Origin of the sequence: Mesobacillus foraminis (assembly GCF_004340465.1) — a bacterium.
Taxonomy (GTDB): Bacteria; Bacillota; Bacilli; order Bacillales; family Cytobacillaceae; genus Mesobacillus_B; species Mesobacillus_B foraminis.
Window position 1 is genome coordinate 1 of sequence record NZ_SLVV01000020.1, and the last position, 24856, is coordinate 24856.

Sequence of the window (24856 nt, forward strand, 5' to 3'; positions counted from 1 at the left end):
CAAGCTCCCTCCGATTCGCTCGACTTGCATGTATTAGGCACGCCGCCAGCGTTCGTCCTGAGCCAGGATCAAACTCTCCAATAAAGAGTATGAGTTAAGCTCATAAAAAAGAAAAAACGTTGGCTAGTGATTTGAAATCACTAAGTTTTTATTGTTTGTTGACGCTTGTTTGTTTAGTTTTCAAAGAGCAATTTATTGGCCACTTCAGAAGCGACGTTTAACATCTTAACATGTTGTCTAGAAGGAGTCAACCATTTATTTTTTCAAATAAGTTATTGATTTATTCATCCTTGAAGCAACTTTTATATATTATAACAATCAAAACATCCCGTCAACATTTTTTTAACTAAATTGTCTAGAGAAAAAGGTAATCTAAGTCCAGTCTTCTTTAATTATTTAAACCTTTTCCTTAATAATGAATCCGAATGCCAGTCTAATTTTATGCATATATTCGTGAGACTGACCCTTTTACATGATCAAGGCTAAATTTTAAGTCCTTTTATAATCTGTAAGTTTTTGACCTGCGACGATGGACTTCCCTGCTGATATCATCATGACTTTTTGTTGCGATTCCTTCATTTTGGTGATTATTTCATCTAAATAGGAATCAGAGATTTTTTCGGGGATGTAGCCCATTCTTTCCCGTATTAAATTTTCCAGAACAAAGCACTTACGAGTCCAGTACTCATATTCATTAAAAGTGTATCTTATCCCTTCCACGCATTCTTCCACCCCTTCCTTGAGGGCTTGAATAAAGACCTTTCTATTAGCATATATCCCCCTTCGTTCCGCCCGTGCGAATTTCAAAAGATAAAGGAGTTCTATCGTTGTTAACTCCATTAGTTCAGAAGTACTTTTTCGAAGTTCCGTATAAGATGGCTGTGATACCGGTAGGAAGTCTTTTCTATCTCCATCTTCTTGTACATCCTCAGGATAAAGGGTCAATTCGCAATAATTACATTGAAATTGGCTGCAAATAAGCTCCACGAGGCTTCCACAATAAGGACAGGTTTTCAATAGTAACTCCTCCCATTGACCTTAAATGTTGGATGATCGAATTTGTTTAGCCGTAGGGTTGTATAACTGAATTATTTTTATTATACACGAACTTATGTTCCCTTACTCTTATTTTATTAATAATATTTGGAGTATTAATATTTGGTCTGGTTAAGATCCTTCATCTGCCGAACTTTATGAATATTTCCGTTTCTGCCAGGCTCAAATTCAACATTACAAACGGGTGAATCCGATTTCACTCTGGTGTTTTGTCATAATAAAAAGATGATTATCGGTATTTACTTTGTAGCAAAGGCAGTTAAACCTTAATTTTATGAGGTAACATTAATCGAACGTTTGATTAAGACAAAAATAAAAAAAATCGGTACTTGCTATACGATATACATTACATTCATGGCTGTCCCAAATTTCTCCTATGGCGAATTGTCCCCTTTATTTCAATTACCGTATACCAATTTGTAATTTTTTTACATTTGATCGGATATACTGTTATAAGGAACAGGGCAAGCTTCAATACGCCAGGAGACAAAACCACCAGCCTTGTTCCCTTTTGTTTAATCCTTGCCTTCCCATATTTCAAATCAGAAATCTGGTAAATCGATATCAACCGTTTATATAAGTAATTGGTCTGTTTCTTACTATCCGTAACTCAAATTTATTAATTCCTCTTACATTAACACTACCTTCAAACAAGTGTCTGTCAATCAATGGTAAGGCGGATAACTATGAGAGACAAACCAGTGAATTCGATATTTTCTATAATATTAATTCCTGTTTCATTGTTAAATTTTGGTCTACTAATTCCTTGGGATCCCTTAATGGAAATACATGAACGATTTGGAGATATGGCAGTTCCAACCGCCTTCTTCGGAACAATAATTGGTATTTTGGGACTATTAAAAGGGGAACCAAGAAAGCTAGCTTTGTTCGGGTTGATTGGCAATGGAATCCCTCTTGCAGCCTTTGCTTTTATAATGATCATAATGTTTATTGCGTATTTTGGAGGACCAATTAATGAAAAGTTTGTATTAATCAGCACCGGGTATTTTTAATATATAGGTGTATCCCCTCCGGATAGGCCTTAATGGAAGCGGTGCCCTGGGAGCACCGCTCCTTTTTCGATCATTTTAGGGTTCTTAAATCCGAAGAAAGTCCTTATCATAATGCACATCTTTCCTTATGTATGGATATATTCAAAAAACAAAAAATATTAAATGTCCTCTTCCCTTGACCTTCCCTAATTAGTGAGAAGACTTTTATTTTCAGCAGATTCGTTAGGACACTCATATAACGAGTGGTGCAACGGAACTGTAGGAGACGTATTGAAAAATTCCTGAAATCGGTCATAATAGACATAGCGCTGAGCAAAGCAAAACTTTTCCTAATTGGTTCTAGAAGACAGATTAGGGTAAAGCCATTTCCCCCCTCCAATAGACTTAGGGGAAATGGCTTTTTTTTATTGCAGGGTAGAGGCATAAAAAGAAAGGACTTTTAAATCCCTGATTTGAATGAACCTTTGGTTCATCGTGATGTTCGCGTAAGATCCTTCCCCACTCCTTTTTTCTAGTCATGTATGCCGAAAGAATCACAAACCTTATAAAGCTTTTTTGCTTTACAATAATGACATAATTGTAACACTAAAGAAATATAATGTATCAGACAGAAGGGAAGGAGGAAGAACCAATGGATAATCGGATTTTCTTATTCCTTGCTACAATTTTTTCTGGTTTTGCACTCATTAAAGTTCCTTTAGCTGATTCATTCCTTGAAAGCGTCTCCCCAGTTACTGATGTCCTTGGCATACTAACTATTCTAGTCTTTTCACTCGTCTTAATTTATAAAGGGGTAAGAAGTTTGTTCAGTAAGTAAATAAACTATTTTGGAAAGCACTCTCTATGGGTGCTTTTCTTTAATCCTATTCTCACCAGATTTATGAAACAAAGAAGTACAGTAAAATAATTTAGAAAGACTTTGTTGTGTCCTCCCATAAACACAGTACTCAGACTGTCAATTTTATTATATTGCAGCTGAAATGCCATGTACCCAAGAACTACTTTAAATGAGAAAGAGGGGATTACTCGTTGAGTAATCCCCTTCTATAAAGAGTATTAAACCATTTACACAAGGGATGGATCCCATCATTAGTGTTTATAGAAAAACGTATTTTTCATTTAAGTTCCCCTTTATTTCCCCAATTATGCTTGTTATAGACGGTCTCAAAAAACAGATGATTTACATACATATGAGGAAAACAAGGGGACACGCTTCCCTCAGTTTAAACAGCTTGAACAGGAAATTGGGAATGCTCTTCACTTAAAGTGAGCCATAATAATGTTCATAGCTAGCCTTACTCTGTTCAAATAACTGGAGTGGGCAAATTGTCACCATTATACAAGGTATCAATTGAGGTTCATTAGTTTCGTGTTCCCGTCTAAGATTAATTCCCCTTCTTTTACCTCAACATCGTTTAATCCCTCTATCTTTTTCATATCCAAAGGATCATTGGCCCCAATGAATATCAAGTTCTGTAACTCATCTTCATCTCGTTCCGCCAGTATATACATCTCTTGATATACGCTTTTTATGGTGGTGTACATACTCTCAATAAGTAGATCGTCTTTAGGTCTACCAATCGCGTTAATGACCAGGAGTCCGTCATCCTGTAATTTTTCTTTGGTGAGGGTAAAGAACTCTTGAGTAATCAAATGGAATGGGATTTGCCTTGTGTCATGATAGGCATCTAAGACAATTACATCAAATAGTTTGGATTGTTCCTGTAATATCTTACGTCCATCACCAATTTCCACACTGTTACCTTTATAGAGGAAATATTTCTTGCTGGCCTCCAGGACACCCTTATCTAGTTCCGCAACCCTGACTTCTTCTATCTCACTTTCAAATTTGCTTGTAAGGGATCCAATCCCATGACCGACCATAAATATACGATCACTGTTTGCAGCAAAACTGTCTACCACTTCCCAGATATGTTGCGTGTATTCCAACAAAAGGGTTTCCGGCGCTTCCATGTTCATTATTCCTTGAATAGTATCGTCGTTACCAAAAGTCAAATACCTATATTCTCCGGGTACACCTTCAAATTCATCTGTTTCATAAACCTGTATATCATGATAAAGGCTTGTTTCTTCATATAAAAGCCCAAAGGAAGAAAGATTGTCCGGTACAAAAGGAAGGAGGACAGAAATGGTCGGAAGAAATAATAACAAAATTTTTATCTTCTTATGTAAATAAAAGTATATGAGGAAAGCAACAAAGAGCATTCCCACGAGAGTAGCGATCACAGTATGGATGTCAGTGAAAGGAATGAGTAAGAAAGTAGTTACCAAAGTTCCTAATACACTGCCTAATGCAGAAGATGTGTGGAGGTTTCCAATCACCTTTCCAGTAACAACTTCCTCAAGTCCATCCTTCATCAACATCGTTGCAATGATACTGAAAAGAATGTTTGGTATGAAATATAAGATCAGTACACCGACGGTTGTCCCCAAAACGCTAGTCAAGACTTCAAGAAAAGGAAACACACTATTTTTTATGACTGGGATCATACCAATGAGGAGCATCCCCAATAGGTACAACCAAAACATCCATTGACTACCACTTGAACGGTCAGCCAAAAAACCGCCAATCATATACCCTATAGATGATCCAATAAGGAAAACGGAAATCACAATCCCCCAAGTGTAAACAGTGTTTCCAAACGATGGTGCTATGAGTCTGGTCGCGGTCATCTCTAATCCCATGAGGACAAAACTGACAATGAACAAATTTAAATAAACCCTCTTTTGCATTAGCAACCCCGTTTTTTGTATATTTGTATTTCATTTTTTCTGTATCAGTACATACTCGATATGGGACAGATCATGGGCTCAACAAATTACTGATAAATTTATTTTAAAATTTATTAACGTTTTAGGCAAAAAAGAGGCATCAAATAGAAAAGCTGCCACGAAAACAGCAGCTCCTTCATTATTTATTCACATTTGTATTTACCATTCTTCTTAATCTAATACATTTGTTATAAGATACGCTATTTCAGAATCAAGAAAGAACGCTATCGTATATTACATCTTAAATAACATGTTACAATGCAATTTCAAGTATAGCTCACGCCTTTAACCACATTCAGGCCGAGTAAAGAGGAAGATACTTTCCTGAAAGGTTATCATACCCATAAGCTACTATCTCAACATTTATTGGCACCTCACCAAGATCAACATATTCCTTCCACTCTTCGGTAAAGAATATCGGGAGCATGCTAGCCTCGATTTCGAATAGCTCGAAGGTTCTTTTCATTTACCCCAACTCCATTTCTTTCGTAGTTTTTGAAGGTGATTGGACATGCTCGGTAACCTGTTGGAACTGTTCATGGGCAATCGACTTTTCCATTATAATCTCTGACAATCTTTTAATCCCGGTCAAATCAGATTTCCCAATGAAGAAGAGATCTTCATTCCTAATCTGATATAAATGGATGAATCCTTTCTGTTCATCCAACTTTTCTACTGCATTTGCTGGATAATATATTCGGTTTTGATTGAAGACAGAAATCGCTTCTGCTTTATCTTCTGTTTCGATAAGAATGCAATTTTGTTGTGATCGGATTGCTTCCATATTGTTCATGAGAGATTCATCAATGTTTTTAGTGACAAAATAGCTCTTCCCAAACCGATAAAGGGAAACTAAATCCTTTTCCTGTTGATCTGCGAGTTCTCTTACCGGGACATCAAAAACGATTTCTTTCTCCAATATCAAATTTTCAATTTTAGTAATCAAACGGTTTGTCTCCTTCTGTATTTCATCCTGATGCTTTAACAATAATTGATCACTATTGCTCGCATAAGATGCCAGATAAGGGAAGGTAAACCGACTGGAATCCAATCCAAAATACTTACAGGTGAGATAAGCGAAACTCTCTGCCTGGGTCTCTTTTACATCTTTACCGGAATCCTTGTATTTACCATCAGGAGAATGGAAAATCGAGTGCGCATATTCATGTATAAGGGTTGTAAGTTTATTGGTAATGTCATGGTCCTGATTGATCGTTATGGAGTGCTCCGAAGGAGAATAGAAACCATATAATCCTTTTCTTTCTAATGTTTTTTCCATGACAGGGAGTTCTTCGTTCATTTTTTCTTTTAAATGCTCATAAATCTTTTTTGCAAAATCACTAGGCTCCACCTTATCAGGAACTACGGGATTCAAAGGAAGGGGCGCCCCCTCGGTCTGTTGTACATCAAAAACAGGAACAGCCTTGAAACCCACAATCCTTGTTACCTCTTCCACTTCTTTTTTGCCGGCATTATTTTCTTTTTCCTCTTTGAATTTCTTCTGGATCGGCGCAAGGATTTTGAGCGATTTCTCCCCCTTTATCACTTTCCTCCCTAAGCTATTCCAGGTCTTCATTCCGGCCACATAGGTGGCCTGAGGATTTTGCATGTAAATCATCATTAGATTATTGAAACTATAACGGGGAAGCTTAGAAGAAAAATTTAGGTAATCCTTATATTTTTCATCCGTTAATATCCCTCTGACCCCTTTCACGATCTCCTCAAAATATTCTTCGGTCTTTTGCTGCCGCTCATTTTCTGTTAATGGTTGATACCTTCTTTTCATTCGTGAACACTCCTTTATCACATCTACTTTTAGTTAAGTACTGGATAGATCTAGGTGCCATGAATTTTCCAAAGGAAACCTAACAACAAAGACACTTACAAATGAAAATATGGAATGATTAGTTGTAAGTCTGACTAACGATCAAGGCCTTTTCGTTTTTTCTTTTTGTTCTTACGTTTCTGCTGCTCAAATTCATCTTCCCTCCATTTTCTGTCCGCTTCACGAATCGCACTTTCAAGGATGGAAAAGAAGTCGGAGCCATAGGTCGGAATGAAATTTTGAGAATCGCTGTGATGTGACGTGAACGTATCAGACGGGTGGGGTGGTGCTCCTTCCCCTTCCCTGACGAATCGGCCCATAAGGATGTTGTTAAGCTGATCCAAACTCTCAGTTCCGATTTCATCCGCCAACCTTCTGCATTCAAGATAAAACATATTCAGGAATGATTTGTTATGGAGTTGGAAATCAGGATATTCACTGAGCAGAGTTTCTCTGTATTGGATTTGTTTCTCACTCTCATTTTGGCTATTCATTTGATCCAAATAGAAAATGATTCTTTGCTGGTCTTCCTTGGAATACTTCCTTGGAGGATTTGCAATATCCTGTGGAATTATAGTCCTCCCATAATACTCTTGGGCCATGACAAAGAATTCTTTTTGTTCGATTGTCAAATAATCACGACCGTCCCAATTGGGGTACATTTCCTCAAGCTGGTAATCATAAAGGCGATCCATCAACTCTAGGGACTTTTCCATTTGACTTTTAAGATTCAGGACCAATCTTATCTTATTTAAAACTTCCTCTGGCACATTTTTGATTGTTGATTCGTCTGCAAAGTTGATTCTATTCGTCACTCTTAACTGTTCAAATTCAAGTTCCGCATTTCTGATTTCATTCTGAAGGGATAAAACAAAATGAGCACGGTTATTTAATAAACCGGCGAGTTCCCTCTCGATTTGGTTTTTCTCAATTTCCTTTGTGATATTTTCAATCTCGGATAGGCTTAACAATTTATTATTAGAAACTGTTACGTCCACGATTTCAATCTTCTGATTACCTGAAAGCTCTTCCCTCTTGATGTCTGGATAATATTTTTTCAGAAATCTGTCCGCTTCATTTTCTAAAATGACTTCCGCAGCATTGAGGATTTCTGTTTCTTTTTCAATCCTATTAAGTTTCTTATATTTATCAATCGAATCGGAACTGAACTCAAGACGGTCCTGCCATTTCTGAAGTTGATTTCTTCGTTTGATGATGTTTTCCAGATTGACGAATAACCTTAACGTCTTGGCAGCTTCCCTAAGCTGTTTTTTCTCCGCAGGAGTGAAACGGCGTGTGAACTTTTCATTTCGTCTATGAATCTCTTTTTCTCTTTTGGCTTCTTGAATATCAATGACGACCTGGTTGTACTCTTTGCGCTCCTGGTTGATTTGGATTCGCTCCGACTGTTTTCCTTCTTTTTGCATTTGTCTTGCGACAAAACCTTCATGAATGGTTGGCAGTGTTTCGATTCCCTGGTCCTTATTTGATAAGTGAGTGATCCTTACGGCAAACCCATTTTTCTCAAGGTAATGGTTCGCAAAAACAGCCCATTGTTCCCGCCAGTGAAGAAGCTTCTCTTTTGTGTTCCAATCGGTGGTATGCAGGGCCTTAACCTGAAGTTTCTCATTCACCATTTCTTTTGTTTTCTTTTGCTTGTTCCCCCACGTACCGTCTTCGTTAAATGGCCTGATGGTCAACATTACATGAAAGTGGGGATTATCCTCATTGTCACGATGGATGGCGAGATCGGCCACCATTCCATCAGAAACGAAAACCTCATTGCAAAACTCGATTGCCAATTGTTCCTGCTCTTCGTTGGAAAGCTCCTTTGGCAGGGCCACGTTGATCTCACGTGCCAGCTGGGCGTTCCACTGCTTCTCTTTCCTTTCGACTTCATTCCATAATCGCTGCCGGTCATAGACCCAGTCCGGTGCATGGCTGGGAGCGAGGATACGGGTGATGGGTTCCACTTCCCTTTTGTAATATTTGACCTCGTTGGTCCGTTCATCCAGGAGTTTCTCCCCGGACCGGTAGGCAGCGGCCGCGATGGTATTCTGTTGTTTTTTCCTCGAGATGATCTGGTTTGAGAAGTGGTAAATCGCCATGGCTAGAGTTCCTCACCTTCTTTTCACAACATGAGCGGAGCGAATTTTCCAGACGCTTCACGGGTTTGGTTCCTTCGAAGAAGGGACCAACGCGCTTATCCACGGAGTGGTATATAAGTGCGCCCTCGCCTGGTTGCCTTCGGGATTATTGTATCACTTTCCAAATATTCAGGCAAATGATATAATTTAGTTAACTATCATGGAGAGGTGGTAGAAAATGCCGAAGAAAAATACAAAGGATCAGATCGTAGACATTGAAGAGCAAATCAGAAGATTGAGGGAAAAGCAAAAGAGGATCCTGACGAATTCTCAAAAGGAAATCGGGAAGCATTTAATGGAATCGTGGGAGATCGAGGATGTGGAGGAAGCTAAGGCCCTAATTGAGACGTTTAAGGATCAAGTGATCTCATTGAAGGAAGTATCGTCCTCTACAACAGAGAACATGGAAAGAAATAAGGCAGATTTCATTAATCCAATTGGAGAATAAAGATGTCCGAGGAAATTCAAAAGATTGAAGATAAAATAAAGGTATTGGAACAAAAAAAGAAATCTCTGGAACATAAGATAGTGAGTGAAGAGAGAAGAGTAAGGACCAGGGGACTGATTCAAAAGGGAGCTTTATTGGAGAAATACTTAGATTTAGAAAAAGCTACTATCGAAGACACAGAACTCCTGCTTAAGGTTCTTTCCGAATTTAAGAAAAGAAATGCCGATTATGTCATTAGAAAGATAGAACAACTAAAAGAAGAGGATCCCCTTTGAAGGCAAATTGTTATCAAATGGAATCACCCTTCCTTGGTAAATATTTATGGATTAATGAAGGTTTTTCAAGGAATGGTGATTTGCTCCATGAACGATCTGCATTGTCTGCCGGAGCATATTTTTATGGTATAAGGCTCCCTTTTGTCATATACTGATACAGTCTTTGAAAAAATCATTCTATATAAGGTACTTGGGTTAAACTATACCTATCCCTCTTACTCTAGGGTAAAAAAGGGCCAAAACCTTAACAATGGTTTTGCCCCTTTTTCAAATATAACAGGACTTATTCTGTAAACCAACTTAGTGGAATGGTCACAATTTCTGGGAACAAAACGAGCAGAAGTAAGATTCCCATTTGAACTAATAGAAATGGCAAAATACCTTTTGAAATATCAATGATACTAATTTTACTTATTCCACAACCAATGTATAGCACAGTCCCGACTGGAGGAGTAATGAGTCCGATTGATAAATTAATGACCATCAATAAACCAAAGTAAACAGGGTCTATTCCTACAGCTGTCACTACTGGAAGCAGGACCGGTGTAAAGATAAGAATAGCAGGTGTTAAATCCATTACACATCCTACTATTAGTAAGAAGAACATAATAATTAATAATAAGATGGTTGGATTGGTCGTCAATCCACTTAAAAACTCAACCAATTCACGTGGAATTTGCGCAACTGTGATCGCATAACCTGATACCACTGCCGTAGATGCGACGAACATAACGATCCCTGTTGTTTTTGCTGTATTAACAAATACCTCGGATAGCTGTTTCCACTTTATTTCTCTGTAGCCGAAGCTAATGATTAATGCATAAATTGCCGCAACGACCCCAGCTTCAGTGGGGGTAAAGATTCCACCCCGAAGCCCAAAAATAATAATAGCTGGCAATAAAAGAGCCCAGAATGCGCCTTTAAAAGCATTCCACTTTTGTTTGCCATTTGCTTTTGGCATTGTTTGACTATTGTCTTTCTTAGAAACAAAAAACCATACGATTACAAGACCTAAGGCAATTAAAATTCCAGGGACAATTCCAGCCATGAATAACTGAGTAATTGAAACGCCTCCAACAACTCCAAATAAAATCATCGGGATACTAGGGGGAATAATCGTTCCAATAATCCCTGTTGCAGCAACTAGTCCAGTAGACGAATTTTTGTTGTACCCCTTTGCAATCATCATCGGAATTAGAATAGCACCTAAAGCTGCAGTGTCTGCAACCGCTGACCCTGATAATCCTGCGAAAATCACCCCAGACATGATGACAACGTAGCCCAGGCCACCTCTTATATGTCCTACGAAAGCACTTGCAAAGTCAACAATTCTTCTTGATACGCCACCTGCATTCATTATTTCACCTGTAAGGATAAAGAATGGAATGGCCATTAAAGAAAAATTATTTGCTCCTTTGACTAAATAGTCACCCAAAATTCCTGTATCGAACAAGCCCAATACAGCAAGCATAACGATCGCACTGCTAAGCATGGAAATGGCTACAGGGGCACCTATAAGTAGAAACAGAAACAAGGAAAAAAGAAATACTAATATCATCATTCTGTTCTCCCTCCTTCACCCTCTATTTTTGCTTTTGCCCAAGCAGGCGGATCTTGATTGAAAAAAACAAACCGTATTGTTTGAACTGCGGTGATGACAATCATAAGAATGGAGGAAACAACACCAGCTAAATAAAAAACACTCTCAGGAATCCCGGTGGCAGGTCCGGTTACCATTTTATTCAGTTCCATCATTTTTAGGAGACCATCTAAAAAAAGAATTAACACAAAAACAGTCAAAGAACTTGCCAATAAATAGAGGATTTTTTGAAATTTTTTAGGAACCGCTCCAATTAAAAGGTCTACCCCAAGATGTCCTTTCTCTTTCGTAGCAACAACTGCACCTAAAAAAACGAGCCATACAAATAAATAACGAGCTAGCTCCTCAGACCATGTAATACCTGAGCTAAAGACATACCGTAAAACAACATTTAAAAATACAAGTGATACCATCGAAACAAGAACGACTACAATGATACCGTTTAGAAGGCTGTTGAGAGTTTTCAACAATTTATCCATCTGATTTCACCTCTCAAAATACATTTATAAATCTATAAAGCTATCGATTAATTTCCCTTCTTCTTTTCACTTTCAATTAATTGTATGAATTCTTCGGCCCAGTTGTATTCCTTATATAATTCCTGATAAACAGGATCCATTGATTCCCTCAGGTCTTTCATGAATTCCCCATCAGGTACAATGATTTCAAGGCCGTCTTCCTGTAATTCCTTTTTTACCCTTTCTTCTGTTTTTTGGAGTAATTCCCATTCATATTGTGCAGATTCCTGTGCCGCTTCCAGAATGATATCCTTCGTCTCTTGATCTAACTCATCAAAGAATTCTTTATTCATCAGATACACGTTTGGACTAAACATATGATTCGTCTCCACTACATGGCTTTGCACTTCATACAATCCCGACTCTTTCAAGGTTGCATAGGGATTTTCTTGCCCATCAATAACACCCTGTTCAAGTGCAGTGAATACCTCAGATAGTGCCAGTGGTTGAACATTCACACCCATTGCATTACCTGTATTGATAAAGATTGGAATATTAGGCATTCTAAGTCGTAGCCCTTTAAACTCCTCCTTGTTTTCTATTGCACGATTCGATGAAACGACACGGAATCCATTTGCAGTCCATGCGATGGGCTCCACCCCAAGTTCCCGAAAGGATTTTGCAATTTCTTCTCCCACTTTCCCATTCAAGATTCGGTTTGCCTGTTCATAGTTATCAAATAAATAGGGCCATTCCACTGCACCTATCTTAGGATTAGCCGTTTGCAATCCCATTCCTGTTATCGCCATTTGGATGGAGCCGATTCGTGCACCACTTGTGAACTGAGCTTCATCCCCAAGTTCATTGGCTGGATAGATTTCTACTTCAAATTTCCCGTTTGTTTTCTCTTCAATATAAGGTTTGAATTTCTCTTTTAGAGCTATATTTTGCGGGTGAGTTTCCGAGAAATAGTTTGCTATTTTGATCGTCGTTACTCCATCAGAATTTTCTTTTCCTGCAGTTTCTAATACGTTGCAACCAGTTGTAATACTGAGGAATAATATCGTGATTACCCCGATTATAAACGCTTTCATTTTCATCAAAAGCCCTCCTATTCCGTAACGGTATGGCAGGAACACCTCGTACCCTGCCTACCTATCCTCAATCTCTTGCTTTACGGACCGCCTCCACAAATTGTGCGGCTTTTTCTTCTAATTGAATAAAATACCCTATGTCGATGTTCTTCTTCGTATTTACGAGAGAACTTCCTATTCCTGCTGCAACCGCCCCCGCTTTAATGTATTCTCCTACGTTATGAACATCAAGCCCTCCTGTTGGCATTAAAGGAATTTGGGGCATCGGACCGTGTATATCCTTTAAATAGCTTGGCCCAAATACATTTGCAGGGAAAACCTTTATGATATCAGCCCCATTTTCGTAAGCGGTTAATATTTCCGTCGGTGTTAAAGCACCAGGAATACTAATGACGCCATACCGCTTCGTTATTTTAATGGTTTCGACATTTACAGTCGGGGAGAAGATAAACTTGGCTCCAGCCATAATTGCAGCACGTGCTGTCTCAGGGTCTAGGACCGTACCTGCACCCACAATTACCTCATCGCCTAACTCACTGGACACTCTTTCAATTAATTCAAGCACTTTAGGGGTTTCAACTGTGATTTCAAGTGTCTTTACACCGCCAGCTTTTAACGCCTTCGCAATCGGAACGATATTTTCAGGCTTTGCTCCTCTAATCACTGCAACAATCCCATTTTCCTGAATCTTTTCTAATAAACTCATCTAACATACCTTCCTTTACTTTAACGTTGCACATCCTCATTCTTACTGTTCATAAGTGCTTCAATTTCATCTTCTTCCGGCAAACCTTCCACATCTCCGTCGACCATCGTTACCAAGGCTCCAACAGCATTTCCTCGCTTGACGGCTTCAGGAAAGCTTAGACCATTCAATAGACCAGAAAGCAGTCCAGCCGCAAATCCATCACCCGCCCCTACAGGATCAACGACTTGTTCCACAGGATATCCTGATATAACTCCAGCTGTGTCCTTTGTAAAATAGGCTGCTCCGTCCGCACCTAACTTGACCACCACATTCGCAGAACCATTCTTTAAAAAGCAATCCGCTATTTTTTTAGGATCCGTTTCATCGAACATAAACTTTCCTTCTTCGATTCCTGGTAGTACAATATCTGCCAATGAGGCTAAATGTAATAGGACACTTCTTGCTTTTTCCTCACTCCAAAGCTTTCTTCTTAAGTTAGGATCGAAAACAACTCGAACCCCATGTTTTTTTGCGATTTTTATGGCCGCCAGTATGGTATTTGCACAGGAATCGCTAAGAGCTGGGGTGATTCCTGTAATATGAAAGAACTTTGCTTGAGCAATATACTCCTCATTTAAATCTTCTGGTGTTAATCGACTGGCAGCGGAGTCTTTTCGATAATAATAAACCCTTACATCACCCGCTCTTCTCAGTTCCTTAAAATAAACTCCTGTTGGATGTTTTTGATCCACTTTCACCTGACTGACGTCAACGTTCTCTCCTTTAACAAAGGCTACCATCGCTTTCCCAAATTCATCATTCCCTACCTTGCTGATCCAGCCGGCTTGATGCCCTAATCTAGACAATCCGACCGCGACGTTTGTTTCAGCACCTCCGAATTTCATCGAAAACTGATGGGCATGTCGCATATATCCCCTTGAATTTGGAGTAAAAAGGACCATCGTTTCCCCTATTGTTACAACATCCATTTCTATATCACACCATTCCTAGTTTTTACTTAAGTAATCATATACTGTTTGAGTTACAGGGACACCATTAACGAGTCGGTCATCCTCTCGAAGTTGCTCCGGCTCACCTGGAACCATCACTTGATCGAAGCCTTGTGCTGGCTTTGTTTGGTGAATTTCTTCTATCATTCGATCCATATTTTCTAAGAATGCCTGATGATCTGTAAATACGGAAGGGTTAATAACAAACAAGAAATGACCGAGCTTACGCTTTTTATTATAATCTCCATACATTGTCACAATATGGGGACCAAAGGCAGAGCCCGTTAATAGACCGGATAAGATATCAACAACCATCGCCATTCCATAACCCTTTGGACCTGCGAACGGTAATAAAGCGTTTACTTCATGGGGGTTAGAGGTTGGCGTTCCTTCTTTATCAACACCCCAGTCAGATGGTATAGAGGTGCCCGCTTCTCTTGCATGAAGCACTTTACCAAAGGCTACGTTACTAGTTGCCATATCTAATATTACAGGCTTATGCTTGTTCGCCGGAAAACCGAATGCGATCGGATTTGTTCCAAAAAATGGTTCCGCCCCACCAAATGGAACGACAACCTTATCAGTATGAGTGACCGCCATCCCAATGAATCCTGCCTCAGCCGCTTGCTTTACAAAATAAGATAAAGCACCGCAATGACTACTATTGACAACGGCAACGGTACCAATTCCATTTTTGTTAGCCAGTTCAATTGCATGATCCATTGCCTTTTTTGCAACGACATGACCTATACCATCATCTCCATCGAATATAGCGGAGGAAGGACCTGTACTCTTGACCTTAAATTGGGGATTGGGATTTAATCCACCTTCTGCCAAGCGTCTCACATAATGTTCTGTCCGCAATACGCCATGTGAACTTACCCCTCTTAAGTCAGCATGAACTAAAACATCTGCGACCGTATTTGCATGATCTTCTATTAATCCACCTTCAACAAGTTTATTAACAACTAAATCTTTTAATTTTTCATGATTGATAATTGTGCTAGTCATTTTTAATACCTCTCTTTTGATCTCAGTAGTAAATTAAAAAATTTCATGATTTTAGTCACACTAACTAAAACGCTTACTTTTGTTGCAAAAAAAATGAATCGGACGTCACTTTGACCATGTGGTACCACAAGAATAAGTAAATAAGGTAAACACCAGTGAAATGTAACATTTCACATTTCAATAGTATCTTTCTTTCAATATTGAGTCAATACGAAATTTTTTCAACCAAATATCCATTGTTTTCTTCCCCTAAGGAAATTGACTAGTTTTAGCCGCTTCCACTATAATTTAAATGATCTTAAATAAATTTTTTATGTAACATGTAACATTTTAACTATTTTTGAGAAGGAGTATCGTCGAATGAGCATAATCGAAACCTCTGCTCTTGGGACGCAAGTTTACAAAGTTCTTCGTTCAGATATCATTAGAGGAATTTTTGCACCTGGAGATAAATTAGATATTAATGAATTAGCCACCAAATTTGGAGTAAGCCGATCACCTGTTAAAGAGGCAGTCAATCAGTTAGTGCATGAAGGGTTAATTGAAATTGTCCCAAGAAGAGGGACCTATATTAGTCAGCTTCGTTTCAAAGATTGTATGGAGGCTCTTGAAGCTAGGTTTATGGTGGAAATCTGGGCCGCGAGCCAAATCATAGATCATATTACCGATGAACAAATCAATATTTGGGAACAAATTATTCAAAAAATGGATTCCTTGCTAAAAGAAGATACTTTTTCGTACGAAGAATACAGCCAGCTTGACGTGGAATTTCATCAGCTGATAGTAAAATGGACTGGTAACCAAAAGGTCCAAAATATTTACCAATCTATAAACCCGTTAATTTCACTTGCTCGAATTGGGTTCAATGAAGTGTTTGAAAAAAGTGTAAAAAGGCATAAGGACCATCATAATATGTTAGAGGCTTTAAAGAATCGTAATTTAGCTGGACTCGTTGAAGCATTGCAACAACATCAGGATAGCTTAAAAATTGATACGAAATTGAACTGGAATGAAGAGCTATACGGGCCAATTGAATAATTCATTCTTGTCAGCTCTTGTTAAAGTATTTACAGCAAATGATCATCATGAATATTTACTATTAGCTAGGAATAAAAGAAAAACACACCGCTTAAATTTGAATTGCCCCCGGTCCAGCAAACAGATTTTTTAACCTGTCTAACCAATGGGGAGCATATCATTGACGGTGTGTCTCTTTATTCTCCCTCCCTCTTGCTGAACCCAATTCCCCAATGTACCACTCTTTTTCTTTTCTATTTTTCACTAAACACCATTCATTGCAATTGGATTGAAATTTAGCATAATTCACCATCTGACTCTGAATATTTTCGATTCGGGCTACATTACTTGTGTATATACAAGGCTAATGCTTTTGGGTGTATTATAAGGAGTGATCTCCCGCAATATAAATTGTTTTAATTTATGGATTGGTATTCATTTTTTTTGAAGGTTCCTGAGTCCATAAACTTTGGTGTAATATGGTTCTTATAAAATAAACCACCTTTTATTGTAAACTTACCTGATAAAGGGATAGAAAAGATGGTGTCGACTGTATCAGGGGTTCTATTTAAGAATTACTAGAAAATCGTTAATCCCCATTAAAAAATTGAGTTTTATCACACTGTTTAACTGGATGAACACAAACAAAAATAGGAAAAGGGTCGAACTTAGCATTATTGATAAGTTCAACCTTTAATTTCCGTACTCTTGTGATCGGGTTTTTAATCATTTACCTTATTGCCACTAGTTAACATTGAAAAGAAATAATATGATGATAGGAATACTTATTAGATTGAGGGAGCGATGTAATATAACCTTAAACTTTTAGGTAGCTGCTGTAACGGTCATTCTTTTAATTTTGTTTATAATGACAGATGGTGGGAAGAAAGAAGTTGTTACATCTAATCCTCCCGTGGCTTTAATTGCTCCCAAACCTCAACAAAGTGTCTTTTAGTATTTCTATTGGGTACGATATGCTTTAATAATGCTCTTACTTCTGCTTCCCGCTGGTCTGAATTATTAAGGAAGCAAAAACAGGAATGCTGAACTAAAGATTCTCCTAAAAAGATCGGTTTCTATTTTCCTAAGGGGATATATCCATCGTCATACACAATTAACGCTTTTCAGCCGTTAACCTCTAAATTTTAATAAATTGATCTATTGCTCCCTGTTCTGATTTTTAATTTTCCAATCCCCGGCTTTTTTCTCCATTTGAATTCATAATCTTTCTGATTTCAATCTTTTTTAATTACAAATAGAGCCTTTGAATGTAATAGGTAAATTTGGGGATCTCTTAATATAACCTAAATGAGATTTTTCCTTCTGCTATCTTAAAGTTAAAGGTATGTTATAGTTTTTACTTTCCACGAATCTAGTAATTTTGTACATACACTTTTTGGGTGCACACTATTTTAGATAAATTCAAAGGGATATATATGCGAAAATAATGACACATTTATTCTCCACAACCGATATAAAACACGCATAATCAATCTCCAATTGACGTAATACTTTATTATCAAGGGTTTATCCAATCATAACAAAATTGGTTACGTTCTGTTTTAGGGTGATTTATTGCGGTGTGATTGTAACACACACCTTGTTTATGTGTTTTACAATAATTGTTTTAAGTGTTTTAAATGATTTATTTGTTTTCGGGCTCTATTAAACTAGTTATACCAAGGCTTCAAGGGGTATTACTATAACAAATATGGTGTTAATCATAACGTTTCTGGTGCTAATTATAACGTTTCTGGTTTGAATTATAACGTTTCTGGTGCGATTAAAATAACGAAAATGGTGCGAAATATAACAGGGATGGTGCCGATATAACGTTTTTGGTGCTTCCATAACATATTTGGTGCCATTAAACATAACAAAAATGGTGCAGATAGGACTATAACAAGGTGGGTGTTGCAAAAACATAGTGGGTGTACTAGGAAAAAGAACGGTAAAACTATAACTTATTTGGTGTGGCTATAACAAAAATGGTGCCACCATAACATATTTGGTGTGACCATAACAAAAATGGTGCTACTATAGCTTATTTGGTGAGAGTAAAATAAATAGTGTGACTATAACATATTTGGTGTCAACAATAACAAAAATGGTGCTTCTATAACAGATTTGGTGCCAACAATAACAAAAATGGTGCGGCTTCAAAAAAAAATAAAAAGATAACAAGAAAATCCTTCCGTTATAGTTCGGAATTTGTCATAATGAGGGATATAAGGAGGGATTTTCTGGTGACAGTCATGCATGTGATCGAGGCGAAGGAAGAGAACCTGGTTACGAAGTCGAACATGCTCATTGAGGCAAATTACAAACTTGGCGTTGTGGAACAGAAAATCATACTTTGCTTAGCCAGTAACATCCAGCCGACCGATTCTGACTTCAAGACCTATACATTGCCGATTAAGGAGTTTAATAAGCTCCTAGGACTTAAGGGGACCCCCAAGTATTCGGAATTACGTCAAACCACGAAGGAATTGATGCAGAAGGTCTTCGAGTTAAGGATTCAGAAGAAGGTCATCCAAGTGGCCTGGTTAAGCTACGTGGCTTATAACGAAACCGAAGGAACCATCGATATACGTTTTGACCCTTTTTTACGCCCCTATCTTCTGGAGCTGAAAAAGGAGTTTACAAGTTACAAGCTAGAAAATGTGGTGAAACTCAAAAGTTCCTATGCCATCCGAATATATGAGCTCTTGAAACAATACGAAAAGCTGCAGGAAAGGACATTCTTGATCACGGATCTTAGAAAGATGCTTGGGGCGGAGGATGTATATCCTGCCTATGGGAACTTCAAGCAGCGCGTTTTGGTACCGGCACAGAAAGAGTTGAAGAAAAAGACTGATATCATGTTCGATATTGAGGAAGTCAAGACGGGCAGGAAAGTAACCAAAATCAAGTTCCTGATCAAATCATCAAAGAAAAAGGGCAATCAACAGTTGTCCCTATTCGAAGATAATCTACAAGAATTTCAGCTTCCGAGTTTGTTTATTCAGCAGGTAAAAAAGCTTGGAATGAAAATGGGGATTCAATTATCTGATGAAATCATCAGATCCTGGGAAAAACATGGACAAGATAATGTATTGGCCTTGATGGAGAAGATTCAGGAGAGAACCGACATCGACAATCCAGTGGGATACATAACAGCCGTTTTGAATGCTTCATCCTCTAACGAACGGGAAAAGGCTACTGCAGCGGAAAATGACGGTCTTTTGACTCACTTGATTTCTCATCTGCGTAAATCAAAGGGACCGATGCCTAATTGGTTTGTAAAACAAATGGCCATCGAGGAATTACAGAAACATTTTAATGTTGATTACGATGAAGCGTTACATCAATTTGAACTTTTAAAATCGAACCTCTATGAAATTCTCGATATCCAGGAAACGGATACAATTGAGATATCGGACGCAGAATTCGAGGAGGAACAAAAAAGATTAGCAAAAGAGCTCCTAGAGTTTAAATCATAAATATAACAATTTTGGTGTTGGTTTTTCATCATAATTTAAAAATAAGGAAGTATAACTTTTTTGGTGTGTAAAAATGGGCACGGCTCATTAGAATATGGCAATGACTATAACGCTGTTGGATGTTGTATTCAACTGCGTTATTTTTATATTCCTGCATTGTTTGGTAGTTAGATTTGCATTGTGTAAGGATAACACAAATTACTCAAAAAATTTGTTTTCTGGTCCTATCAAAAAAGCAGCCTTATTTGGCTGCCTTCTGTCTGAGGGATTTGGCGCAGGCTTCACATATGCGCTTTTCCTTGTATTCTATTAAGTCATCTTGTTCGCCACAAAACGTACAGCTTATTGCATATTTTTTCAAGATGATATGATCACCTTCCACTAGGATCTCAAGTGGATCTTTTTCCGCAATATCCATGGTTCGTCTTAATTCCATCGGGATTACAATCCTCCCTAGTTCGTCTACCCTCCGTACCACACCCGTTGATTTAGCCATTAGATAACCCTCCACCTTTAGTCTATTATACCCATTCGTAGGAATATGTCATTTTATGGGGGGTACTGTAAAACTTTGCCCTTGTATTAATAATTTTTACTGACTTTTGGGCTGTTAGAGTTGGAAGATCAGGAATGAAAGCTTTTTTATATGTACGGTAGGTTCCTATAAACTTTTGTAGTACGGGTTACGAACGACCTTCTATTAAAAACATTGATTGAATTCCTCTTGGTCTTGTGTAACTTTAATTGGCATACCTGTTGAATATGAATACACTCCCCTCTATCCGAATGAAATGTAATTGTAATATCTTGGCCTTCTACGGGTTCTTATTGATTAAATAGAGACAATCCCCCTACCATTCCTTCGTTTGAACGACAATCCAATGACCTTAAATCCCAATTAGTGTTTTGATAGATTTCTAACCCCTACTATTTCTATGGGAAGACATTCCTAACGGTCTTATGAACCACGTAACTACCCTACTTAACTAAAGGATGCTAGTCCGATTGAATTATGAGCATTTCAACAATGGGACAGACATAACAGAAACGTACATTTTATAAAAGAAATGGTAGCTAAATTCCAATATACGGTGTAATATTACCTATTGGAGGATGAGAAAATGAAAATAATAAAATCGCTTTTTGTTGTGTTATTGCTAACCACAAGTGTTTCTGCAACACCGAGTTCTGCTGCATCCAAGAACCTTACTGTTCATTTCATAAATGTTGGGCAAGGAGACTCCATTTACATCAAAACCGCAGCAGGAGACGACATACTAATCGATGCCGGGAATAAGGATGGCAGTGATGTGGTTTCATACTTGAAGAAACAAAAGGTAAAAGATATCGAAGTCATGATTTCAACGCATCCCGATGCTGACCATGTTGGGGGACTGGACGAAGTACTGAAGGCTTACAAGGTTAAATCAGTGTACGCTCCCAAGGTGCAACATACAACACAAGCGTTTAAGGACTTCCTACTTGCGGTCAAGCGTGAAGGTGTAAAAATCAAAACGGCCCAAAAAGGTGTGAAGCTTTCCTTGAAGGGAGTGAATGCCGTGTTTGTAGCGCCGGTTAAAACGTATGCCAAAAGTGATTTGAATAATTGGAGTGCGGTTCTGCGCCTTCAATATGGGAAGAAATCCTTCCTGTTTACGGGTGATGCAGAACTTCAATCCGAAAAAGATATGATTAAATCGAAACAAAAGCTTCAGGCAAATGTGCTCAAAGTTGGACATCACGGGGCAAAAACCTCAACAAGCGCTGAATTCCTGAAGGCCGTCAAGCCGCAATATGCTGTTCTTAGCGTTGGTAAGAACAATTACGGTCATCCTACCAGTACCGTTGTTAATAGACTGAAATCAGCTAAGGTTACGACCTACCGGACAGATAAGGATAAGAACATCCTATTTACCACCGATGGAACAAAAATGACAGTGAAGAAAATCAAATGATTAAAGGGATTATTGATCGTTTTGAAGGAGATGTAGCTGTTATTGAAGTGGATGGGAAAACGAAGGATTTCCCAAGATCCATCTTTCCGGATAAGGCCGTTGTCGGCGATGTCGTTGAGATTCATGGTGATATGGTAAAAGTCCCAAAAGATGAAACTGAAAAGCTTCGAAAAGAAATAGAAGACCTGATGAAGGATGTATGGGAAGATTAAATCAATCCCTTCTCGAATGAGAAGGGATTTTTTATTTGGCCAACGGCATACACATGATGGGACATTTTTAAATGTAACTATAACAATTTTTTATATTCAAAGACTAACCCCGACACCACCACCTCTAACCATCGAGTTACCTAGTCAAAGGTGACTACCGAAGGATATTTTCCTTTGCAAGGATTGTATCCTCGCGGAGGACTCGTGAGATTGACAGTGAAGGTTTGTTTCTCCTTCGAGCATATGGGAACCCCCTGGTTAGTGGATAACCAGGGGTTCAATACGTCTATTGCATCATAAAAGGGTACGATAGCATTTGGCCACCGCGCCGATTGATGCTGGACCCGGAGGGGTCTTTAGTAGTTTACCCTTAAAATCTGACCATTCAAACTTACAGGACCATACCTACTTCATAACTTTTAAAAGGGTTATACTATTGATGGATGCAATAACATCTTTATCAAAAAGGAATGATTTCATGAATATCTCCATCCTAATTAGATACAATTCTCCAGCTGGTATCGTCACCCAGGGTGGTACCTTTCCATTGAAAAGGAGAAAACCGGAACAGGTAGCAATAGAATGGTTACAGGAGATCAAGAGGCAGGTTAATTATGAAGGATTGGTAGAGGTTATTATCGATGGTAATCAAGATATAACAAATTTGGTTAGAGAAATGGAAAATTCCCCGCTCAGTGAGTAAGGTCTGTCCATTTCATGATTAGAAAGTCGTTTTTATAAACGTAAAATTTATGTTTTCGCCATATGTACCTGTGACTATAAGTACAACAAAAGGCTTGTTTATACATAACTTATAATGGAAAGCGGCACTATCTAAATGATGCTATAAAGCATTTTCGTGAGGTTTCCTTATTCGAAGACGGTTGTAAAAGGCTTTCCACTTTAATAAAGGTGGATAGCCTTTTTTTAAAAAGTTATGTTAACCATTCCACAAAACTTGGCAGACGTAACAACCCCGCTTTGGTATAATTACGGAATTTCACGAGCACACCAACTGGAGCAATATAGGAAGTATCACCTATTTCCTTTAACACAGGTGCTTGATAAACCTTGGCTTTTTCCCTTGGAGGCAATCCAAGTTCCAATACCCCCATATATTTCCCATCTGAATCGGCTAGCAGCAAGCCGAAATTCTTTGGTTGCTTTCTGTACCCAATTACCGAGACCTCGATGTATTGGTAGTTGATGACTTTTAGCCAGTCATGCGATCGTCTTCCGGTTTGGTACCTTGAATCTTTACGCTTTAAGACGATTCCTTCTAAGTTCTGATCTTTAACCGCCTTAAAATAAGCGGCTCCATGACCTTCAATAAACTGCACCTTAGCGAGGGAGGCAGAATCCGTTGGTATCAACTCACTTAGTATCCCCTTCCTCTCGATCAACGGCAGACCAGTAACCCGCTGGCCTTTATGCTGGATCACATCAAAAGCAACGAAACAGACCGGTGTTTGATCTTTATTGCTCATGAACCGGCTCATGATCGCTTCAAAATCGGGGTTACCTTTTGTACCGGAGACGATTAGCTCGCCATCTAGTACGGTGCCAGGAGGCAACCCGAGCGAATGGAGTTCGGGGAATTTAGATGTAATGTCATTATGATGTCGGGAATATAAGTGGACCTTCCCTTTTTCGTCCACTGAATATATTAAACGGATGCCATCGAGTTTCAGTTCGGTGATGTAATCCTCGGAATCAAATGGCTGCTCAGATTTGTGTAAAAGCATGGGAGAAACAAACGTCAACATAATCACCTTCCTATACCATATGTTATCATGGCAAAGGACTGATGTACTATTGTCGTTGACTAGTAGATTGATGGAAGTAAAACGGTTTAATCTCCTTAGCTAGCAGTGTTTGTAAATGTGGTTAAGCCCTTGGGATATATTGATCAACTTACGAGATTGTTTATGATGAATAAATGGGATCAAGAACGGTATATTAAATTCCTTATTGAACTAAAGCCCCGTTACTTTAAGTACACTTCTTCACAATCTAAAATGCTTAACACCTTAAGTGGAGGGCTATTCTTCTTCTTTCACCACGTGGTTGGAACATTACCAGGATCATACTTAGGCAATCGGTGTACCATTTTTAACAGGCTCATCGGGCTTTAAGAGCACTACATCACCCTCTTCTGGAATGCCACCGATAACTAGTACTTCAGATTTGAATCCTGCAATTCGACGAGGGGGAAAATTTACAACTGCGACTACTTGACAACCTATTATTGTCTCTGTAGTGTACCTTTTTGTTATTTGTGCACTAGATTGTTTAATTCCTAATTGTTTACCAAAATCAATCTCTAGTTTAATTGCTGGCTTACGAGCCTCTGGAAAAGGTTCAGCACTTATTACAGTACCAATACGAATATCTAGCTTTTGAAAATCCTCAATCGTTGTTATGGACAAAATAATAACCTCCAAAAAAATAAATAAAATTCATTGTTTATCCCTAAAATCCCCCAATTAACTTAATATTTCCACATCAACATTCGTTATTCCTTCTTGAAATAACCTGCCCCTTTAGCACAATAAAAAGAGGCTGCCTAAATTCGCAACCTGAAAGTCCTACTCAGCGATTCGCAAAGAAAATAGATATGAGAATACCTCCGTATACAATCATAAAAATGACTGAACATAACCAAAATAATACCCTATATAAAGGAAATTAATAAGCCCCATAAATAGCGAAGCTAATTAGGAAACAAGAAATAATCGCAAGTCCAATTGTATTCCAATTAAGTGGCATATA

Annotated in this window: 23 protein-coding genes and 1 rRNA gene; 9 read left to right on the forward strand and 15 right to left on the reverse strand. The window is 38.4% G+C overall.

Annotation, left to right across the window (positions count from 1 at the left end):
* Positions 1-84: ribosomal RNA gene (locus tag EV146_RS25075) — 16S ribosomal RNA — on the reverse strand; the annotation flags it as partial.
* Positions 85-489: 405 nt separating this feature from the next.
* A complete protein-coding gene (locus tag EV146_RS25080; RefSeq protein ID WP_132011406.1) occupies positions 490-1017 on the reverse strand; it encodes a hypothetical protein in 528 nt (175 codons plus the stop codon).
* 725 nt (positions 1018-1742) lie between these two features.
* Between EV146_RS25080 and EV146_RS25085 the strand changes: the two genes are divergently transcribed.
* A complete protein-coding gene (locus EV146_RS25085; protein ID WP_132011407.1) occupies positions 1743-2069 on the forward strand; it encodes a hypothetical protein in 327 nt (108 codons plus the stop codon).
* Between the two features lie 631 nt (positions 2070-2700).
* Positions 2701-2886 (forward strand): hypothetical protein, encoded by a 186-nt coding sequence (locus EV146_RS25090; RefSeq protein ID WP_132011408.1) that lies wholly within the window; start codon positions 2701-2703, stop codon positions 2884-2886.
* A 530-nt stretch (positions 2887-3416) separates the two neighbouring features.
* On the opposite strand, the gene EV146_RS25095 is transcribed toward EV146_RS25090, so the two are convergent.
* From EV146_RS25095 to mobQ, 4 genes are all read right to left on the reverse strand, one after another.
* The gene (locus EV146_RS25095) at positions 3417-4775 is read right to left on the reverse strand and encodes a fused MFS/spermidine synthase (protein ID WP_241994055.1); all 1359 of its coding nucleotides are present in this window, start codon (positions 4773-4775) and stop codon (positions 3417-3419) included.
* A 382-nt stretch (positions 4776-5157) separates the two neighbouring features.
* A complete protein-coding gene (locus EV146_RS27345; RefSeq protein WP_158287220.1) occupies positions 5158-5328 on the reverse strand; it encodes a hypothetical protein in 171 nt (56 codons plus the stop codon).
* Positions 5329-6648 (reverse strand): ArdC-like ssDNA-binding domain-containing protein, encoded by a 1320-nt coding sequence (locus tag EV146_RS25100; RefSeq protein ID WP_132011410.1) that lies wholly within the window; start codon positions 6646-6648, stop codon positions 5329-5331.
* A gap of 134 nt (positions 6649-6782) precedes the next feature.
* On the reverse strand, positions 6783-8795 hold the full coding sequence (gene mobQ / locus EV146_RS25105) for a MobQ family relaxase (protein WP_132011411.1): 2013 nt from the start codon (positions 8793-8795) through the stop codon (positions 6783-6785).
* Between the two features lie 217 nt (positions 8796-9012).
* Here mobQ and EV146_RS25110 point away from each other — a divergent pair, with 217 nt between their 5' ends.
* Positions 9013-9282, forward strand: coding sequence for a hypothetical protein (locus EV146_RS25110; protein WP_132011412.1), 270 nt, complete (start codon positions 9013-9015; stop codon positions 9280-9282).
* A 2-nt stretch (positions 9283-9284) separates the two neighbouring features.
* Complete coding sequence (locus EV146_RS25115) at positions 9285-9557, forward strand: hypothetical protein (protein ID WP_132011413.1); 273 nt, start codon at positions 9285-9287, stop codon at positions 9555-9557.
* Between the two features lie 283 nt (positions 9558-9840).
* Here the strand turns inward: EV146_RS25115 and EV146_RS25120 are convergent, their stop codons facing one another.
* The 6 genes from EV146_RS25120 to allD form a co-directional block, all read right to left on the reverse strand.
* The gene (locus tag EV146_RS25120) at positions 9841-11118 is read right to left on the reverse strand and encodes a TRAP transporter large permease (RefSeq protein ID WP_199232719.1); all 1278 of its coding nucleotides are present in this window, start codon (positions 11116-11118) and stop codon (positions 9841-9843) included.
* The gene (locus EV146_RS25125) at positions 11115-11636 is read right to left on the reverse strand and encodes a TRAP transporter small permease (RefSeq protein ID WP_132011414.1); all 522 of its coding nucleotides are present in this window, start codon (positions 11634-11636) and stop codon (positions 11115-11117) included. The genes EV146_RS25120 and EV146_RS25125 overlap by 4 nt, the downstream gene beginning before the upstream one ends.
* Before the next feature lie 47 nt (positions 11637-11683).
* Complete coding sequence (locus EV146_RS25130) at positions 11684-12715, reverse strand: TRAP transporter substrate-binding protein (RefSeq protein WP_199232720.1); 1032 nt, start codon at positions 12713-12715, stop codon at positions 11684-11686.
* A gap of 61 nt (positions 12716-12776) precedes the next feature.
* Positions 12777-13415, reverse strand: a complete 639-nt coding sequence (locus EV146_RS25135) for a bifunctional 4-hydroxy-2-oxoglutarate aldolase/2-dehydro-3-deoxy-phosphogluconate aldolase (RefSeq protein WP_132011415.1) — start codon at positions 13413-13415, stop codon at positions 12777-12779.
* Between the two features lie 20 nt (positions 13416-13435).
* Positions 13436-14386: a sugar kinase gene (locus EV146_RS25140; RefSeq protein ID WP_132011416.1), complete on the reverse strand. Its 951-nt coding sequence runs from the start codon at positions 14384-14386 to the stop codon at positions 13436-13438.
* 18 nt (positions 14387-14404) lie between these two features.
* On the reverse strand, positions 14405-15418 hold the full coding sequence (gene allD, locus EV146_RS25145; protein WP_132011417.1) for an ureidoglycolate dehydrogenase: 1014 nt from the start codon (positions 15416-15418) through the stop codon (positions 14405-14407).
* Positions 15419-15778: 360 nt separating this feature from the next.
* Here allD and EV146_RS25150 point away from each other — a divergent pair, with 360 nt between their 5' ends.
* Together EV146_RS25150 and EV146_RS25155 are read left to right on the forward strand one after the other, a co-directional pair.
* On the forward strand, positions 15779-16456 hold the full coding sequence (locus EV146_RS25150; protein ID WP_132011418.1) for a GntR family transcriptional regulator: 678 nt from the start codon (positions 15779-15781) through the stop codon (positions 16454-16456).
* Between the two features lie 2234 nt (positions 16457-18690).
* Positions 18691-19917: a RepB family plasmid replication initiator protein gene (locus EV146_RS25155; protein ID WP_132011443.1), complete on the forward strand. Its 1227-nt coding sequence runs from the start codon at positions 18691-18693 to the stop codon at positions 19915-19917.
* Positions 19918-20158: 241 nt separating this feature from the next.
* Here the strand turns inward: EV146_RS25155 and EV146_RS25160 are convergent, their stop codons facing one another.
* Positions 20159-20413, reverse strand: a complete 255-nt coding sequence (locus EV146_RS25160; RefSeq protein ID WP_121614475.1) for an AbrB/MazE/SpoVT family DNA-binding domain-containing protein — start codon at positions 20411-20413, stop codon at positions 20159-20161.
* A gap of 625 nt (positions 20414-21038) precedes the next feature.
* Here EV146_RS25160 and EV146_RS25165 point away from each other — a divergent pair.
* The 3 genes from EV146_RS25165 (at position 21039) to EV146_RS25175 (ending at position 22787) form a co-directional block, all read left to right on the forward strand.
* On the forward strand, positions 21039-21872 hold the full coding sequence (locus tag EV146_RS25165; RefSeq protein WP_132011419.1) for a ComEC/Rec2 family competence protein: 834 nt from the start codon (positions 21039-21041) through the stop codon (positions 21870-21872).
* Positions 21869-22084, forward strand: coding sequence for a DUF3006 domain-containing protein (locus EV146_RS25170; protein ID WP_132011420.1), 216 nt, complete (start codon positions 21869-21871; stop codon positions 22082-22084). Before EV146_RS25165 ends, EV146_RS25170 begins: the two co-directional genes overlap by 4 nt.
* 436 nt (positions 22085-22520) lie before the next feature.
* Complete coding sequence (locus EV146_RS25175) at positions 22521-22787, forward strand: hypothetical protein (protein ID WP_132011421.1); 267 nt, start codon at positions 22521-22523, stop codon at positions 22785-22787.
* 232 nt (positions 22788-23019) lie between these two features.
* Here EV146_RS25175 and EV146_RS25180 read toward each other — a convergent pair whose 3' ends face one another.
* Together EV146_RS25180 and csaA are read right to left on the reverse strand one after the other, a co-directional pair.
* Positions 23020-23850: an ATP-dependent DNA ligase gene (locus EV146_RS25180; RefSeq protein ID WP_241994056.1), complete on the reverse strand. Its 831-nt coding sequence runs from the start codon at positions 23848-23850 to the stop codon at positions 23020-23022.
* Between the two features lie 324 nt (positions 23851-24174).
* On the reverse strand, positions 24175-24507 hold the full coding sequence (gene csaA, locus EV146_RS25185; RefSeq protein WP_121614541.1) for a chaperone CsaA: 333 nt from the start codon (positions 24505-24507) through the stop codon (positions 24175-24177).
* Between the last annotated feature and the right edge of the window lie 349 nt (positions 24508-24856).